The sequence below is a fragment of the Chlorogloeopsis sp. ULAP01 genome (assembly GCF_030381805.1).
Taxonomy (GTDB): Bacteria; Cyanobacteriota; Cyanobacteriia; order Cyanobacteriales; family Nostocaceae; genus Chlorogloeopsis.
Genome location: NZ_JAUDRH010000013.1, coordinates 171,804 through 189,013, shown reverse-complemented (window position 1 = coordinate 189,013; position 17,210 = coordinate 171,804). Strand labels below are relative to the sequence as shown.

Here is a 17,210-nt window from a genome sequence, read left to right as displayed (position 1 = left end):
TTTAGCTATATAGACTATCTCATGCTCAATCAAATCATCCAAGCTCTGCTCGCCAGTGCTGGTATTTTGTGGAAATCATTTTGGGCATTAGTGTTCGGGTACACGATTTCTGCTGTCATTCAGGTACTGGTTAACCGCTCTGGAATGGCAAGAGTTTTAGGTAAGCGCAGTTGGAAACAAGTTACTTTAGCTGGGTTATTTGGTTTTATCTCTTCATCATGTTCATTGGCAGCGATCGCTGTTTCTCGTTCTATTTTAGTCAAGGGTGCGCACCCAGTAAATGCTCTGTGTTTTCTGATTGCTTCTACAAATTTGGTAATTGAATTGGGAATTGTTTTGTGGGTGCTGCTAGGTTGGCAATTCCTGGTGGGCAATTTTTTACTTGGCATTTTGATGATTGTCTATGCCTACATGATGAATCGTTTTTGGTTTCCCAAGCAGTTGGCAGAAAAAGCCAGACAACACGCTCAAATACGCCACCAAGGCAAGGGGATACAGCACAACAAAAGTTTGGAGAACAAAAACTGGTGGCAAAAATTGTCTTCAAAAGATGGTTGGAGAGCGATCGCCGATGCCTTTTTTGAAGAATGGAAAATAGCATATAAAGGAATTTTGATTGGGTTTATCTTTGCAGGCTTGATTTATGTCTTTGTTCCTACGAACTTCTGGGATACCTTATTTTTGCAAGCCGATCACAATATACCTTCGTTGCTAACAGTAATAGAAAATGCTTTGATTGCACCGATTATCGTTTGCTTGATTTGTATTGATTCGATGGGTAGTATACCCATAGCTGCTTTACTGTGGTCAAAAAATGCTTCCTTTGATGGAGTGATGAGCTTTTTAGGTGCTGACTTGGTAGCAGCAACCGCAATCTATTTGCAAGTCAAATACTACGGTTGGAAATACGCAGCTTATCTTTCTGGGCTATTGTATGTCTGCATAGTAGCAGCAGCAATTACAGTACATGAAATTTTTGCTCTTTGTGGCGCACTTCCTGTGGAACGAGCTACACTCACACAGGTGTATAAGTTTCACATTGATTACACTTTTTGGCTCAATATGATCTTTGCTGTATTTGGTGGTGTATTGCTGTGGTTGCACTGGCAAAACAAACATGTCTATCAAGCTGGCAATACTGAACAATACTCGCAACAGGAGGTAGCAAAATCATAATACACAGTAGTAGTTAATACTAAAATTTATGAGTATTTAGTTATTAATGATTTATATCAAGACAGGAAAGTAGCTACGATGGAACACATATGGTACAAAAACGCAATTATTTACTCTCTAGATGTGGAGACATTTGTAGACTCCAATGGAGATGGCGTAGGTGATTTTCCGGGGCTGACGAACCGACTTGATTATCTGGCTGGGTTGGGAATTACTTGTTTGTGGTTATTGCCATTTTATCCTTCCCCTAATCGTGATAATGGTTACGATGTAATGGACTACTACAATGTTGATTCTCGATTAGGAACTTTAGGAGATTTCGTAGAGTTCATGCATGAAGCGCGAGAAAGGGGTATTCGCGTGATTGCGGATTTAGTAGTGAACCATACTTCCGATCGCCATCCCTGGTTTATGGCAGCACGATCAGATCGAAACTCTAAATATCGCAACTATTATGTTTGGACAGAAGAACCACCTCAGGGAGACTCACACACGGTTATTTTTTCTGGAGAAAAAGAAAGTGTTTGGGAGTACGATGAACAGGCAGGAGCTTATTACCTACATCATTTTTATAAAGAACAACCAGATTTAAATATTGCTAACCCGGCGGTGCGAGAAGAAATTTGCAAAATTATGGGTTTCTGGTTGGAGTTGGGCGTATCCGGTTTCCGCGTGGATGCTGCTCCCTACTTGATAGAAGGAATGGGTATTCCAGGTGCAGAACCATCCGATTTAGAAAATTTTCTATCCGAGATGCGGGAGTTTGTTTCATCTCGTCACGGTGATGCAGTACTGCTAGGAGAAGCAAACGTTACACCAGATAAACTTTGTACCTATTTCGGGGATGGCGATCGGATGCAAATGCTGTTTAACTTTTGGTTAAATCAGCATATGTTTTTGGCTCTTGCCCGTCAGGAAACAACACCTTTATGTGATGCACTCAAGTCTCTACCAGATATTCCCCATACCACACAATGGGTAAATTTTGTCCGCCATCACGATGAGCTTTCTTTATCTGAACTTACCCAAACCGAACAACAAGAAGTATTTGCCGCTTTTGCGCCTCAAGAAAATATGCAGATTTACGGACGGGGTATCCGTCGCCGACTACCACCCATGCTAGGAGGCGATCGCCGTCGCATAGAACTAACTTACAGTCTGTTATTTAGTTTACCTGGTACGCCCCTAGTACGTTACGGTGAAGAAATTGGTATGGGTGATGACTTGTCTTTACCGGGTAGAAGTAGTGTTCGTACACCGATGCAATGGTCAAATGAAGAGAATGGAGGCTTTTCTACTGCCCCAGTTTCTGCTTTACCACATCCTGTAATCTCTCAGGGAGAATACGGCTATGAGGAAGTCAACATTGCTACCCAACAGCGTCAACCAGATTCTTTAATTAATTGGATGGAACGGGTAATTCGCATTCGCAAGCAGTGTCCGGAATTAGGGCGGGGTCAATGGCATATTCTAGAAACAGATGAACCTAGCGTTTTTGCCCATTGTTGTGAGTGGAATGGCAATGCGGTAATAGCAGTTCATAACTTAGCAGATAAAGTCTGTAACGTTACACTCAAATCACCGCAGTACCAACATTTAATCGATTTATTTTGCAATTGTCAGTATGAACCACTCGATGGTGATGTTCACTCCATACCCTTATCAGCATACGGCTATCGTTGGTTCCGAGTTAACAGTATGCTCTCATTCGGCTAACAAAAATATTAATCATTGCGATTTTGCCCAAGTTGGTAGAGCAGCACAATTGCCACAATGGCTCCAACTAATCCGGCTGCGATCGCATTAACCATTGCTTGAATGGAAATAATAGTAGACGGTGGGATCATTGCTCCCTGGGTTACCATCGTCGCAGTTGGGTTGGGAGTAATCACAGTCGAACCTTGAGGCAGCGTCAACATTTTGAAGCTCAATTCACCAACTCGCCCTAGAGCAATCAGTACTGCGATCGCCATAATACTGAGATTGGCAAGCAGCCCCAACTTCAGATCTCGGCTTATTTGAGACTTGGCTGGGCGCAATTCCCGAATTGTTAGCTTATTTGCTAGTTGCGTATAGCGAAAACACCAGTAAATACTAAAAATCAAAATAACTAAACAAGCGATCGCCAACCATATACCAAATGAAAATCCACCACCTTGCTGTTGTCTAGGATTAAACAGCACAGATGTGACTACTACTAAAAGCGGAATAAATCCCAGCAGAGCTTGCAACCAGAAGCCAGCCCAGCCCAGCCAGCGCATAGAACGAGCAATCTGTTGGGGAGTAGAGCTAACTGTTTCGGTTTTAAGGAAGTCAAACATATACAATTTTGAATTTTAGATTTTGGATTAAAAATTGCTTCTGTGTTCGGCTTTTGTGAATATATCTGTCGCAATCAATTTTTTAAAAAAGAAATGAAAGTGAATCTTCTCTTCTGCCTTTCAAGACAGATGTGAATTTACCTTATTCATCGCCATTCCGCGACGGCTACCGAAAAGATGGGCATAAACGTAGGAAAATACACAGCCAACTAGGAAAATTTGGCATGTCAGATAAATCCACAACAACAGAATCATGACGCTTCCGATCACGCCATAGGATAGGAAATGGCTACCGATTGTAATAATGCTATTGCTAACTAATTGTTGCAACACCACCAGCAGTAAGGCGGTAAGTAAAGCACCTAACCAGACATCACGCCAACCTACATAAACGGATGGCAAAATTTTGAATAAAATACAAGCAGTCAGAGCTAGAATAAAAAAAGTTGAGCCAACATGAAGCCCCTGAGATAATTGCAGTTCGTCAATCTGGATCAAGAAGAAGGTTTCTCGGAAGGTGGCGACTAGCTTTAGGATAGCTTTGATGGCAATATTTGAGATTAATGAAGTCAGCAACAATAAGGCGGTTCCAAATACCAACGTAAAAGACAGAAGTTGGTTCAGAACAAACGCAAGCATCATCCTATGAATTGTTGCTGATTCAGAGGTTGTACCATGCGATCGCCAAATTTTATTGACTGAATTCCTGAGAACGGCAAAAACTGTACTGGCTGCGGATAAGAGCAATCCAAATCCAATAATTCCCGCTCCGACACTGTTTTGGTTGAGGGCAATCACAGTTCCTTTCACCAGATCGTGAACTTCTGGAGGCAGAAACCGATCTACTACTTGTTTGAGGTATTGAAATGCTTCAGAATTGGGTTCAATTACTGAACCGACAACGCTTAGGATTATTAATAGCATCGGAAACAGTGAGAAGAGGGCATAATACGATAGGGCAGCTGCCATACCGGGGCAATTATCTTGATCCCACTTCAGCCCTGTTTTGATTAGGAGTTGAGCCGGTTTTGAGGGTAGAATATTGGCTCGAATATATCGAATCATAAGAACTGATTTCTGGTTCAGAGTTACAAGTTTAATCGGGAGGAACTTCAGCTTAAAGTTTGTAACCAATTTTACGTAAGAATTCCTGCCGTGCTTTTACATCATCAGCACTTTCTACACCCTTGGGTGAAAATCCATCCACAACACCTAAAATACCGCGACCTTGTTCTGTTTGGGCGACTATCATCTGCACAGGGTTTGCTGTGGCACAATAGATATTACAAACCTCTGGACACTGTTTAATAGCGTTCAAAAAATTGATGGGATATGCCTCTTTTAAGATAATGATAAAGCTATGACCAGCAGCTAAAGATTTGGCATTTTTTATTGCTACTTCTTCCAAATTTCTATCATTACCTGTAACTCTAATTAGACAAGGGCCAGAAGCTTCACAAAAGGCTATTCCAAATTTGACTTGGGGAGAGATACCCACCATAATTTCATATAAATCTTCTACTGTTTTAATAAAATGGGTTTGACCAATAATGATATTACTTCCTTCTGGAATCTCCATTGCTACTGATTTTACGTCCATATTATTTTCTCCAAATAGAAGGTAGAAAGCAGTCTAGTTTGTTATGGCTATGCAAGTTTGAGAATTTAAATAAGCACCGCAATCTGGTGGTGTGTTACGCGCTGCTTTAACGCACCCTACGGTTGAAAATCACTTTATAAATCATTTTCAAAATTTTATCTTTAATGATGTCCATCTATTTCCTTCTAGTAAAGCCTATATGTTTGACATATGTTGTTTAAATTTTATTGCATAATTTCTACTAGATAAATTTTGATAAAAAATAGGCGATCGCATTCTCTACAGAAATAGTTTTTTGTATTTTTAACTAACTCTGATTAATTTGGAGCGAACTAACGGGAATAACTCCTTATTTTTCAAGAAGTAGAAGTTATCGGTTACTACAATTATGTAACATCACAACAACACAGGAGATTTGCTAATTATTAAATTTTACTGATTGTATTGCAGACAATCGAGAATTAAATAAAAGCCTAAAGTTAAGTCTTAAAATCAAGTTTTACCCTTTTAATATAAGACAAAAATACCTTATTTTTTAAATACTGGGTGCAACATTAATTTTTGACTCAGACTAAATTTTGTCAATCCTTTTGTATGCCCGCTTGCAAGAGTGGGCTTTTTACTTCACTAAACTAGTTGACGGCGGAATAGGTAGGTACTTACCCCTAAAAGTATGATTGCAAAGATTAATAAAGCAAGAGCATTGGGCCATAGTACCTCCAAGTCAACTCCCTTGAGGAGTAAACCCCGTGAAATGCTGACATAATGTCGTAGTGGATTTAGCAAAGACAAATATTGAAAGAATACAGGCATACTTTCAATGGGTGTCACAGTTCCAGAGAGAGTATTGACTGGCATATTGATGAAAAAAGCAGTGAGTTGAGTGCGGATTTGGTTGGGTGAAACCGTTGCTAGCAAAATGCCGATGCTAATGCCGACAAAGATAGATACGCCCGAAAGAATCATGAATAAATAAAAACTACCACGGAAGGGCAGGTTAAATACTAAACGTGCTATTCCCAAAGCGATCAAAACATCACCAATCAATAAGATGAACAAAGGTACGACTTTGGCTAGCAAAATTTCCCAATCGGCAGCAGGCGTCATTAGTAACTGTTCTAGCGTGCCTGTTTCTTTCTCACGTACCACTGTAGCAGCAGCTACCAAAGAACTCATCAGGGTTAAAACTAACCCCAATACACCTGGAACAAAGAACCAGCTACTAATTAAACCAGGATTGTAGAGAAAACGAACCCTGGGTTGAATTAATGGTGGAGTATGATTTACTTGCTGCTGGCTGTAATTATTGATAATTTGAGCAGCGTAACCACTAGCAATCCCGGCAGCATTGGCATCAACCGCATCAATTAAAATTTGGATTTCGGCAGTTTGTCTAGAACGTAAATCATAGTTTAATTTTGGAGGAATAACTACTCCGGCAGTGATGCGCCCCGTTCTAACGAGATTTCCAAGTTCTTGCTGAGTGTTGCTATAACTTTTGACAACAAAAATACCATTCTCAGTCAAAGCAGAAATCAGTTCTCGACTAGCTGATGTTTTGGAATAATCGACAACTCCTAATTTTAGGTTGTTGACATCGGGGCTGAGAGCAAAGCCAAAGACGAGCAACTGTATCGTGACTGGGAAGATTAACATAAAAATAAGTTGTTTATTTCCCAGAGTTTGGTTAATTTCTTTGACTGCTAAAGACCAAAAACGGCTATCTAAAAGACGCCCTATTAGTTTTATATCTGCAACACTCGTAGTTGTTGCTCTTGCTATTTGTGGTAGTTGCATTCGCCAAATTTGGCGGCGAGCAATAACAAAAAACAATCCACTAAATAAAAACAATACTAGCGGTACATACCAAACTCCTGCCCAACCTGTGCCTCGCACAAGAGCATCTCGTGTCAATTCGATATAGTAACGAGCAGGAACGAAATAGGAAATTAATGATAACGGAAAAGGAATATTTTCAACCGGATAAATAAAACCAGAAAGCAAAAAGGCTGTTAAAAAACCAATAGTTGCCACTGCCTGAACTGCTGCACTTTGAGTATTAGTGCGTACACCCATTAATAAGCCAAACATAACAGCAGCACTTAAAAATAGTGGTGTGCCGATGAGTAGAGGTGTAGGATCTCCGGCAAAGCCTAAGCTAAAAATGAGTGAACCCAACAGCAGTAGAAAAACAGCCTGACCAAGACCGATAATTAAGTAGGCAAGTCCTTTGCCAAGTAATAATTCCGTAGCGCTCATACTGGTAGTGTAGACTTGCAGAATCGTTCCCTGTTCTTTTTCCCGCACCATCGCGATCACCATCAGCAAAGATGGAAAAATCCAGAGAATAACAGCATAAGCTCCAGGCACAATATATAGAGATTCTTTTCTGCCAGGATTAAACCAGAGCCTAATCCGGGGAACAACTGGATTGGTAAACGGTTGCAATCCGCTAGTTTGCAAGAAAAATCTTGTTGTAGCACGGATGCTGTTTTGAATTACTCGCGCATTGTTACCATCGGTGCCATCAACTAAGACTTGGATAGAACTGGGTTTACCTGCATTGATATTGCGACTGAAATCTGGTGGAATAATTACCACAGCTTTTGCTTGCCCACTCGCTATTACTTCCTCTGCGTTGCCATGCAAGCTAGTAGGATGAAATTGGTTGGTAGCAAATAAACGCTCAATGTAGGCACGACTTGTGGGAGTGCGATCAAAATCTTGAATAGCTAGAGGAATATTTTTTGCTTCTAATCTGATTGCAAAACCAAATAGAAGCAACATCGCAAGAGGTAATGCAAAAGCCAGTGCCACAGTCAGGCGATCGCGCCGAAACTGCACTAATTCTTTCATACACTGGCTGAGGATGCGTTTCATAGATAAAGGCAGAAGGCAGAGGGCTTTTTCGCTTTTGACTTGTTCATCTCTGTGTAGTGCGTTTGACAATGCCAATAAAGGCATCTTCGAGAGAGAAGGGAATGCGACGCAGAGATTGAATTTCTAAATTCGCAGATTGGAGTAATGAACGCACTTGGGCAAGTTCTAGATCGAGATGCTCCAAGACTAGGTGTAGCTTGGAGCCAAATAGCGATACTTGCCACGGTTGAAAGTGCAATTTCAGCAAGTCGTAAGCAATATCTAAGCGATCAACTATGATTTCTATCAATTGTCCTGGCTGTTCGGCTTTAATCTCTGTCGGTGAACCCTGAGTAACCATTTCACCCGCCACCATAAACCCCATCCGATGGCAATGTTCTGCTTCTTCTAAGTAGTGCGTTGTCACCAAAACTGCTGTACCGTGACGGGCAAAGTCTTCAATTAAGCGCCAAAATTGACGTCGCGCTAAGGGATCGACACCGGATGTCGGCTCATCTAAAAATAAAATCTCTGGTTCATGCATTACCGAAGCGCCAAAAGCAACTCGTTGTTTCCAACCCCCTGGCAACCTACCTGTGAGCATATTTTCTTGCCCAACTAATCCACAGGTTTCTAATACCCAGTCTATTTTTTTACGTCTAACTCGACGAGGTATGCCGTAGACACCACAATAAAATTCTAAATTTTGAATGAGGCTGAGATCATCGTAGAGTGTAAACTTTTGGCTCATATAACCGATGCGCTGCCGTACCTGTGGACTCCTTAGGTTTCCTACCTTACCAGCTAACGAAACTTCTCCGGAAGTAGGACTAAGCAGCCCGCATAGCATTTTAATTGTAGTAGTCTTGCCAGCACCATTTGCACCCAAAAGCCCGTAAATTTCACCATAGCCAACTTGTAAATTTAACTGCTTGACTGCATGGAAGTTACCGAAGGTTTTCCAGATATTGTGCGCACCAATAGCGGTGGAAGACGCAAAGAGAGAAAAACTCCTCACCTCCCCTTGTCTCCCTCTCCCCCCCTCCTCTTCACTGCGGGGAAATGGAATAAACTTTGGATCTGAGCCTTGTTGGCGCAGGCGAGTGACAAAAACGTTTTCGAGGGTTGGTTGTGCTGGTTCGATGGTAGCTTGAATTTGATTTTGCTTGAGGATGGATTGAATGTAAGCGATGTCAGTGTGAAGATTTTTGACTAGTACATCCAAGCGATCGCCAAAAGTTTGAACATCGACAATATTACTTATATTAGTGGTTACAGCATCTAATAAAACACGTTCAGTGATTCCTAAATCACTAGCACGCACTTCTAAACGCTGCAAGCCCAAACTAGAACGCAGTTGAGCTAGCGTTCCAATTTCCTGAATCTTCCCTTCATACATCAAAGCAATACGATGACAGCGTTCTGCTTCATCCAGATAAGGAGTAGCAACTACAATTGTTACTCCCTCTTGAGACAAAGCTGCCAAAATATCCCAAAATTCCCGACGCGATACCGGATCTACGCCTGTAGTGGGTTCATCCAAAAGCAATACTTCCGGTTCAGCAATTAAAGCACAGCAAAGAGCTAACTTTTGTTTCATGCCACCAGATAACTGCCCTGCTAAACGACTACTAAATTTTTCTAAGCTCATCAATCGCAAGTATTTGGCGCGACGCTCTCGAAAATGATTTTCTGAAACTTGACGCAACCCAGCACTGTAATACAGGTTTTCATCGATACTTAAATCCAAGTAGAGAGAGAATTGCTGTGTTAAATAACCCGTTCCCAAACGTGCTTGTTGGGGAGAGTAATTAAGTACTTTCACATTACCTGTTGTTGCCTCCATTACTCCACCCAAAATGTGAAAGGTTGTGGTTTTACCTGCTCCATCAGGGCCAATTAATCCAAATACTTCTCCTCGGTTAACTTTAAAATCGATACCACAAACAGCAGTAAATTTACCGTATTGTTTATATAATCCTTGAACTTGAATAACAGGATATTGATGAGTTTTGATAAACTCCTCCTTTCTCTTTTTTGTGTACTTTGTGTCCTAAGCTGCGGGTAGACACGTAGACGGACGTAGTGCGGCTTCAAGGTAGAGTAGTGGCTTCTGTAGACGGGCTTTGCCCGGCTTCCCGTAGGGTAAGTAGCCGCTTGCACGTCTATGTGGTTAATTAATTCTTTTTTTCAATCTCAATTACTGCATCAGCAGGCATCCCTGGCTTGGCAAAGCCACCCGATTGCTCGATACTCAGTTTGACACCAAATACTTGTTTTACCCTGTCTTGTTTAAAGTAAATATTCTCTGGTGTAAAAGAAGCTTGGGTATCAACAGCACTGACGCGAGCATTCAAGGGCTGCTTGGGAAACGAATCAAGCCAAACTTTAGCTGGTTGCCCTATTTTAACTTTTCCAATTTCACCTTCCGGAATAAAGCCGCGCATATAAACTGTATTCGGATCAATTATCGTTAGCAGAGTCTTGCCACTACCCACAACGGCTCCCGGTTCTACAGTTCTGGCGGTGACAACTCCATCTATAGGGCTTGTCACGTTCAGGTAAGCAATTTGAGCGAGAATTTGTTTTTCGGTGGCTTGGGCATTTTTGACTTCGGCTTGGGCTACTGCTAGTTGAGCTTTAGCAATATTCTGCTGCTCGCGTAAAGCTGCAATCCGGGTTTTGCTAATATTCGGGTTAAGTTTTGTCGTTTGTGCTTGTACCAAAGCACCTTCAGATGCCTTGACTTTTTTATTTGCGGCGCTAACTGCTGCTTGTCGTGCTTTAACGGTAGCTTGGGCTGTTTCTAAATTGGTTTGAGCTTCGTCAAATTGTTGCTGGCTAAAAGCACCATCGCGGTGTAGTTGAGCGACGCGATCGCGGTTTATTTGCGCCAATCTGGCATTGGAAATTGCTTGCTGTAAGTCGGCTTGGGCTTGACTCAACTGTGCTTCGGCTGCTGCAACTTGAGATCTAGCTTCGGCGATGATACCTTGAGTGTTGTCTTGGGCTTGTTGCCAGTTGAATTGTGCTTCCTGAATTTGGGCTTGAATCACGCTGATTTGCATTCGTGCTTGTTCTACTTGTTGCTCGGCAGCTGTGATTCTGGCTTTTGCACCCTGGAGTTGGGCTTGGATTTCCTCGTCGTCGAGTTTTGCCACTACGTGTCCTCTAGTGACGCGATCGCCTTCACGCACAGCTACAAAATTCACGCGCCCAGAAATTTTTGCCCCAATGTCAGTTTCATAACCTTCTATTCGTCCGCTCAATTCCAAGCCAGAGGGTTGCGGACGAGATAAATAATACCAAGTTGGCGTGGCGATCGCTGCTGCCATTAAAATTCCACCCAAAATTAACAAAGGCAGCTTGAGCTTACGTCCGGAAGGCGGCTCAATTGGTGGTTCGTGCTGTTTTGGTTCTACTAACTGCTGTGGTTCCTCCCCTTTTTGGGACTTAGGAACAAACTGGGTTGTCATAGCTTTTTCCTTGGGTAGATCTTACAAACAAAGGCAGAGGGCAGTGGTACCCTGCGGGAACGACTACGTCGAACGACTCCGCTCACCAACCAGGCAGTAGGCAGTCCCTATGAAACAAGCTTTACCGCCAGGCATGAAAAAGGTATTTTCCCCTACAACGCCACATGCTTTATGCCGGGAAACCCTTTCGCCAGTCGCTACAAGTCGGCACTAGACGCGTTCGCCGTCAGGCGTTGCGTTAGCTAGCGGCTTCCCGGAGGGTAGCCGCCCAACGCGCTGGCTCACCACCGCAGTGGCTCCCCCACACCCTTACACCCTTACATCCCTCTTTCAAGGCAGAAGGTAAAACATCAAACTTTTAAAGCCAATCCCCAGTCCCCAATCCCTTTTACTCTTTAAAATTTGTAAACCTCGCTTAGATATTTATTAACTAAAATTACATCTATCTGGCATCTGTTTGTAAGATCAACATTGTTCAGATTTAAATTTTAATTTGTTCGGCTCGCAATTCCTAACTCTTGTCAAGATAAATTAACTTTTTCCAATGAAAATATTAATTGTTGAGGATGATGAGTTTGTTGCTCATGCACTTGCAGCTGTCCTTACTAATTACAATTATGCTGTAGAAATTGCCTTAGATGGTCAGGCAGCATGGGATTTGATACAGACATTTGATTATGATGTAATTCTATTAGATGTCATCTTGCCGAGGATAGATGGAATCACTCTTTGCCATCAAATCAGATCCCACGGTTTACGAATGCCAATTTTGTTGTTAACAGGTTGTGATAGCAGCCACGAAAAGGCTATTGGGTTAGACGCAGGTGCGGATGATTATCTTGTTAAACCATTTAATCAAGAGGAATTAGTTGCTAGAATTCGAGCACTTTTACGTCGTGGTAATTTAATATCACAACCAATTCTAGAATGGGGTAATTTACAGCTTGATCCGACAAGTTGTGAAGTAACATATGCCGATAAATTATTGTCGTTAACTCCTAAAGAATATGCACTGTTAGAACTATTTTTACGAAACAGTCGCCGGGTGTTTAGCTGTGGGATGATTTTAGAACATCTGTGGACTTATGAGGATACTCCAGGAGAAGAAGCTGTTCGCACCCATATCAAAGGATTGCGGCAGAAATTAAAAGCTGTAGGAGCATCAGGGGATTTAATTGAAACAGTTTATGGTATTGGTTATCGTTTGAAGCCACTAAAAGAGGAAACGGGAGAAGAGAACAAAGGGAGGTGGGGACAAGGGGAGGTGGGGAATATTGTTGATAGATTCTCCGCCTCTTCTCAAGCCACTTCTACTCAACAGCAAACTCTCCAAGCTATTGCTGGAATTTGGAACCGCTTTCAACCGAGAATTGAAGCACAGGTAACGTTACTAGAGCAAGCAGCTAGTGCTGCTCGCCAAAAATCTTTACATCAAAAATTGCATAAACAAGCACAACAAGAAGCACACACATTAGCAGGTTCTTTAGGCACTTTTGGCTATGATGTTGGCTCTAAATTGGCACGCAAAATAGAGCATTTACTCAAGGCAAATAAAACTTTAACAAAAGACGATACTACCCAGTTTGTACATTGGGTAGAGCAATTACGTCAAGAAATAACCTGTAATGAACAAAAGACAGTATCAGCCCTTCCCAGTACAGAGCAAGAACATCCCTTGCTATTGGTAGTCGATCGCGATCGCCTACTTGCCGAACAAATCCAAGTAGAATCCACAACCAAAGGCTTAGAAGTTACTATTGCTACTAATATTGAAACAGCAAAAAATAAGCTGTACCGAGAGCATCCAAGTGTAGTACTTCTAGATCCAAGTGTTTCGTCAGATATTGAGGACAGCTTTAGCCTGTTGGCAGAATTAAAACAGCGTAAGCCTCCTGTACCAGTAGTAGTTTTTACAGAACAAAGTGATTTTACTAACCGCCTGCAAGTCGCTCGTAAGGGCGGACACACTTTTTTGCAAAAGCCCATGCCTATTACACAGGTGCTAGAAGCAGTCACGCAAGTATTACAAGAAGCTCCCCATGCCGAAGCTCATATATTGGCTGTAGATGACGATCCGAAAATCGGTGCGCTGTTACAAACTTTGCTAAATCCTTGGGGCATCAAAGTCACAACTTTAGAAGATCCGCGCCGTTTTTGGGAAACTCTACAAACTGTAAATCCTGATTTGCTCATTCTCGATGTGGAACTTCCCCAGTTTAGCGGGATTGAGATTTGCCAAGTAGTACGTAACGATCCGCAATGGAGCGAATTGCCGATTTTATTTTTGACAGTTCACAGCGATGCCGACATTGTTAATCAGGTGTTTGCAGTCGGTGCAGATGACTTTGTGAGCAAACCTATTATCGGCCCAGAATTGGTAACGCGGATCATCAATCGTCTAGAACGAATTAAACTGCGACGAGGGATGAAGCAAAGTGATCGCTTTTTGGAAAATGAAGACAAGTTAACAGAAGAAAAACTCAACATTCGCATTAGTCAACAAGCCACAGTAGCTCAATTAGGACTATCAGCTCTATTGGGCAAAGAACTTTCTAGCCTCATGGATGAAGCAGTAACACTAGTGGCACAAAACCTCAAAGTTGAATATTGCAAACTCTTGAAGCTGCTTCCGGAAGAAAATACCATGTTGTTATGTGCTGGAGTTGGCTGGCGTCAAGGACTTGTAGGTAAAGCAAAGATTAACTGTGATGCTTCTGGTTCTGGTTATACTTTATTGGTACAGCAACCAGTCATTATTGAAGACTTACGCACAGAAACACGATTTCAGCCTTCTTTTCTGCTCCAAGAACATAGAATAATTAGTGGCTTAAGTGTACCGATTCCTAAACAAAATGGTTCCTATGGAGTTTTGGGAGTATATTCTGCAAAAAAACTGACTTTTACCGAGCGTGATATTAATTTTGTTCAATCCGTTGCGAATATACTTTCGGCAGCATTGGAGAGACAGCATACAGAGCAGATTTTACGTCAAGCTAAGGATGATTTAGAACTGCGAGTAGCACAGCGTACAGCAGAGTTAACTCAAATTAACGAGCAACTCCAATCTGAACTAAACGAGCGCCAATACGCTCAGTCAGAACTGCGAAACTCCCAAGCAATGTTTGTGGGGATTGTATCAATTGCAGATGATGCAATTATTTCTATTGACAGCAATCAAAATATTACTTTATTTAACCAAGGAGCCGAAAAAATTTTTGGCTACGAAGCGAGGGAAGTGCTAGGGCAAACATTAGATTTACTCATTCCATTACGGTATATTAAAGCACATCGTCACTATGTTTCAGACTTCGGCAGTTCTGCAAAAGTTGCTCGTCGCATGGGAGAACGTCGCGAAATCTACGGACGTCGCAAAGATGGCACGGAGTTTCCGGCAGAGGCTTCTATTTCTAAATTAAAGCTGGGGCAAGAAATAGTATATACCGTTTACCTGCAAGATATTAGCGATCGCAAGCAAGTAGAACGGATGAAAGATGAATTTGTTTCTGTTGTCAGTCACGAACTCCGCACGCCCCTAACTTCAATTCATGGCTCTTTGGGAATGTTAGCCAGTGGTTTAATTAAGCCAGAGTCCGAACAGGGAAAACGCTTGCTACAAATTGCTGTAGACAGTACAGAACGTTTAGTCAGACTGATCAACGACATTCTTGATATTGAGCGCATCGAGTCGGGCAAAGTCAAAATGGAAAAACAAACCTGCAATGTCGCTGACTTGATTGCAGAAGCAGTAAACGTAATGCAGCCCCTTGCAGATAAAGCAGGAGTTACCATCTCGGTTTCAAGTCTATCTCAACAAATCTGGGCAGATCCCGATCGCATTGTCCAAACTCTGACAAATCTTCTCAGTAATGCAATTAAATTCTCGCCTACTGGTTCTACCGTTTGGTTGAGCGCAGAGGAGGGGACAGGGAATAGGGGACAGGGGACAGGGGACAGGGAAAGAGGACACGGGGAGGTGGGGACACGGGGAGGTGGGGACAAGGATTTTTCCTACTCTCCCACTCCCCCACTCTCCCCCTCCCTCCACATCTTATTTACTGTCCGCGACAACGGGCGCGGGATTCCGGCAGATAAACTAGAAAGTATTTTTGAGCGCTTCCAACAAGTTGATTCTTCCGATTCCCGCAACCATGATGGTACTGGCTTGGGTTTGGCTATCTGCAAGAGTATTGTCCAACAACATGGCGGACAAATTTGGGTGGATAGCGAGTTAGGAAAGGGTAGTACTTTTTACTTTACGATCCCCCTGTCTTTGACTTCGGGGAGTTCACAAGGCACTACCCCGACGTTGCCTTACTCTTTATTTGAGGCAAATACAAAGCATCTTCCCTATTCTCCTTTGGTACTTGTCTGTGACGATGATGCAGAAGTTCGCGCCCAATTGCAAAATCTACTGGAGAAACGGCACTATCGGGTAATTGCGGTATCTAATGGAGAAGAAGCGATCGCTGCTGCATCTGCTCAACATCCAGATGCGATCGTGCTAGATTTACTGATGCCCGGTATGAATGGCTGGGAAACAATGGCAATTTTAAAGGAACGAGCAGATACTCAAAATATTCCAATCATTATTTGTAGTGTCTGCGGACTTGTTAATACTAGCCAAAAAAAGCAGGATTTTGTAAATTGGGTGAGTAAGCCACTGGAAGAAAGCTTGCTATTTCAGTCATTACAACAGGCACTGCAACATTCCTCCAAACTAGTCCGCGTACTGTTGGTTGAGGACGATCCTAACTTGGCAGAAGTACTACAAACTTTGTTTGAGCAATATAATATTGAAACCTTCCATGCCAAAACTGGACGGGAAGCAATCCACCTCTCGCAAGAGGTAAATCCCGATTTGCTTATCCTCGATTTAGTTCTACCTGAAGGCGATGGTTTTAGTGTTGTGGGATGGTTGCAACAGCACAATCATCTTTGTAAAATTCCCCTGATGGTTTATTCGGCTAAAGAATTGGAGGAATCAGAGAGAACGCGATTGAAGTTAGGACATACGGAATTTCTCAACAAAGGGCAAGTAACACCCCACGAATTTGAGCAACGAGTAATGATGCTACTACACGAAATTACTCAAAATTCCGCACAGGATGGTCATAATGACTAATAAAAAAATTTTGGTAGTGGATAACGAAGAATATATTCAAGAAGTCGCCAAAATTTGCTTAGAGACTGTGGCAGGATGGGAAGTGCTGACAGCAAGTTCTGGCAAAGAAGGTATCACTAAAGCCGAGATTTTTCAACCCGATGCAATTCTCTTAGATGTAATGATGCCAGATATGGATGGTTTGGCGACATTTGAGAAATTACAAAATAATCCAGCAACAAAATCGATTCCGGTAATTCTGTTGACGGCTAAAATTCAAGCTTCCGATCGCCGTCGCTACGCCCAATTAGGTATGAAAGCAGCGATCGCCAAACCTTTCAATCCTTTAGAGTTAGCACCTCAAGTGGCATCAGCTTTGGGATGGAGTTTTTGAGATTCTGCCACCACTCTTACTGCAAGCGGTATAGCAAAGAAGGGAAGAGTAAGCAGAGTAATAGACAACCAACCCCTAACTACTGTACGGGAGGCAGCGCGCCCTTGCGGGTTAAGCGCGTCGAGTCCGACTGCCGTGCGGGTTTGAGATGATGTCCGCCAAATTATCCATAATAACAGTTTGTAGTAAAGACTTCAGTCCTGACTTGAGAACTAAAGTCCTCACTACGAGCAAATATTTTTATTCAGTGTGATTAACTGGACATACTATCATTGATTATTTT

The 17,210-nt window shown here is 42.3% G+C and carries 10 protein-coding genes; 4 read left to right on the top strand and 6 right to left on the bottom strand.

The window, feature by feature from the left end:
* Nucleotides 1-21 precede the first annotated feature (21 nt).
* Together QUB80_RS24375 and QUB80_RS24370 are read left to right on the top strand one after the other, a co-directional pair.
* A complete protein-coding gene (locus tag QUB80_RS24375) occupies nt 22-1,176 on the top strand; it encodes a permease (protein ID WP_289792061.1) in 1,155 nt (384 codons plus the stop codon).
* A 78-nt stretch (nt 1,177-1,254) separates the two neighbouring features.
* Nucleotides 1,255-2,892, top strand: coding sequence for an alpha-amylase family protein (locus QUB80_RS24370; protein WP_289792060.1), 1,638 nt, complete (start codon nt 1,255-1,257; stop codon nt 2,890-2,892).
* Between the two features lie 8 nt (nt 2,893-2,900).
* Here QUB80_RS24370 and QUB80_RS24365 read toward each other — a convergent pair whose 3' ends face one another.
* The 6 genes from QUB80_RS24365 to QUB80_RS24340 form a co-directional block, all read right to left on the bottom strand.
* Nucleotides 2,901-3,497 carry a DUF3611 family protein gene (locus QUB80_RS24365; protein ID WP_289792059.1) on the bottom strand — a complete coding sequence of 199 codons (597 nt, stop codon included), beginning with the start codon at nt 3,495-3,497 and terminating at the stop codon, nt 2,901-2,903.
* Between the two features lie 120 nt (nt 3,498-3,617).
* Nucleotides 3,618-4,562 (bottom strand): YihY/virulence factor BrkB family protein, encoded by a 945-nt coding sequence (locus QUB80_RS24360; protein ID WP_289792058.1) that lies wholly within the window; start codon nt 4,560-4,562, stop codon nt 3,618-3,620.
* Nucleotides 4,563-4,614: 52 nt separating this feature from the next.
* Nucleotides 4,615-5,097, bottom strand: a complete 483-nt coding sequence (locus QUB80_RS24355) for an adenosine-specific kinase (RefSeq protein ID WP_289792057.1) — start codon at nt 5,095-5,097, stop codon at nt 4,615-4,617.
* Nucleotides 5,098-5,724: 627 nt separating this feature from the next.
* Nucleotides 5,725-8,052: an ABC transporter permease gene (locus QUB80_RS24350; protein ID WP_336622340.1), complete on the bottom strand. Its 2,328-nt coding sequence runs from the start codon at nt 8,050-8,052 to the stop codon at nt 5,725-5,727.
* Nucleotides 8,021-9,973, bottom strand: coding sequence for an ATP-binding cassette domain-containing protein (locus QUB80_RS24345; RefSeq protein ID WP_289792130.1), 1,953 nt, complete (start codon nt 9,971-9,973; stop codon nt 8,021-8,023). The genes QUB80_RS24350 and QUB80_RS24345 overlap by 32 nt, the downstream gene beginning before the upstream one ends.
* A gap of 160 nt (nt 9,974-10,133) precedes the next feature.
* Nucleotides 10,134-11,432: an HlyD family secretion protein gene (locus QUB80_RS24340; RefSeq protein WP_289792056.1), complete on the bottom strand. Its 1,299-nt coding sequence runs from the start codon at nt 11,430-11,432 to the stop codon at nt 10,134-10,136.
* 544 nt (nt 11,433-11,976) lie between these two features.
* Between QUB80_RS24340 and QUB80_RS24335 the strand changes: the two genes are divergently transcribed.
* Together QUB80_RS24335 and QUB80_RS24330 are read left to right on the top strand one after the other, a co-directional pair.
* Entirely contained in the window at nt 11,977-16,554 is a 4,578-nt protein-coding gene (locus QUB80_RS24335; protein ID WP_289792055.1) for a response regulator, read from the top strand.
* Nucleotides 16,547-16,927 carry a response regulator gene (locus QUB80_RS24330; protein ID WP_289792054.1) on the top strand — a complete coding sequence of 127 codons (381 nt, stop codon included), beginning with the start codon at nt 16,547-16,549 and terminating at the stop codon, nt 16,925-16,927. The genes QUB80_RS24335 and QUB80_RS24330 overlap by 8 nt, the downstream gene beginning before the upstream one ends.
* Nucleotides 16,928-17,210: the final 283 nt, after the last annotated feature.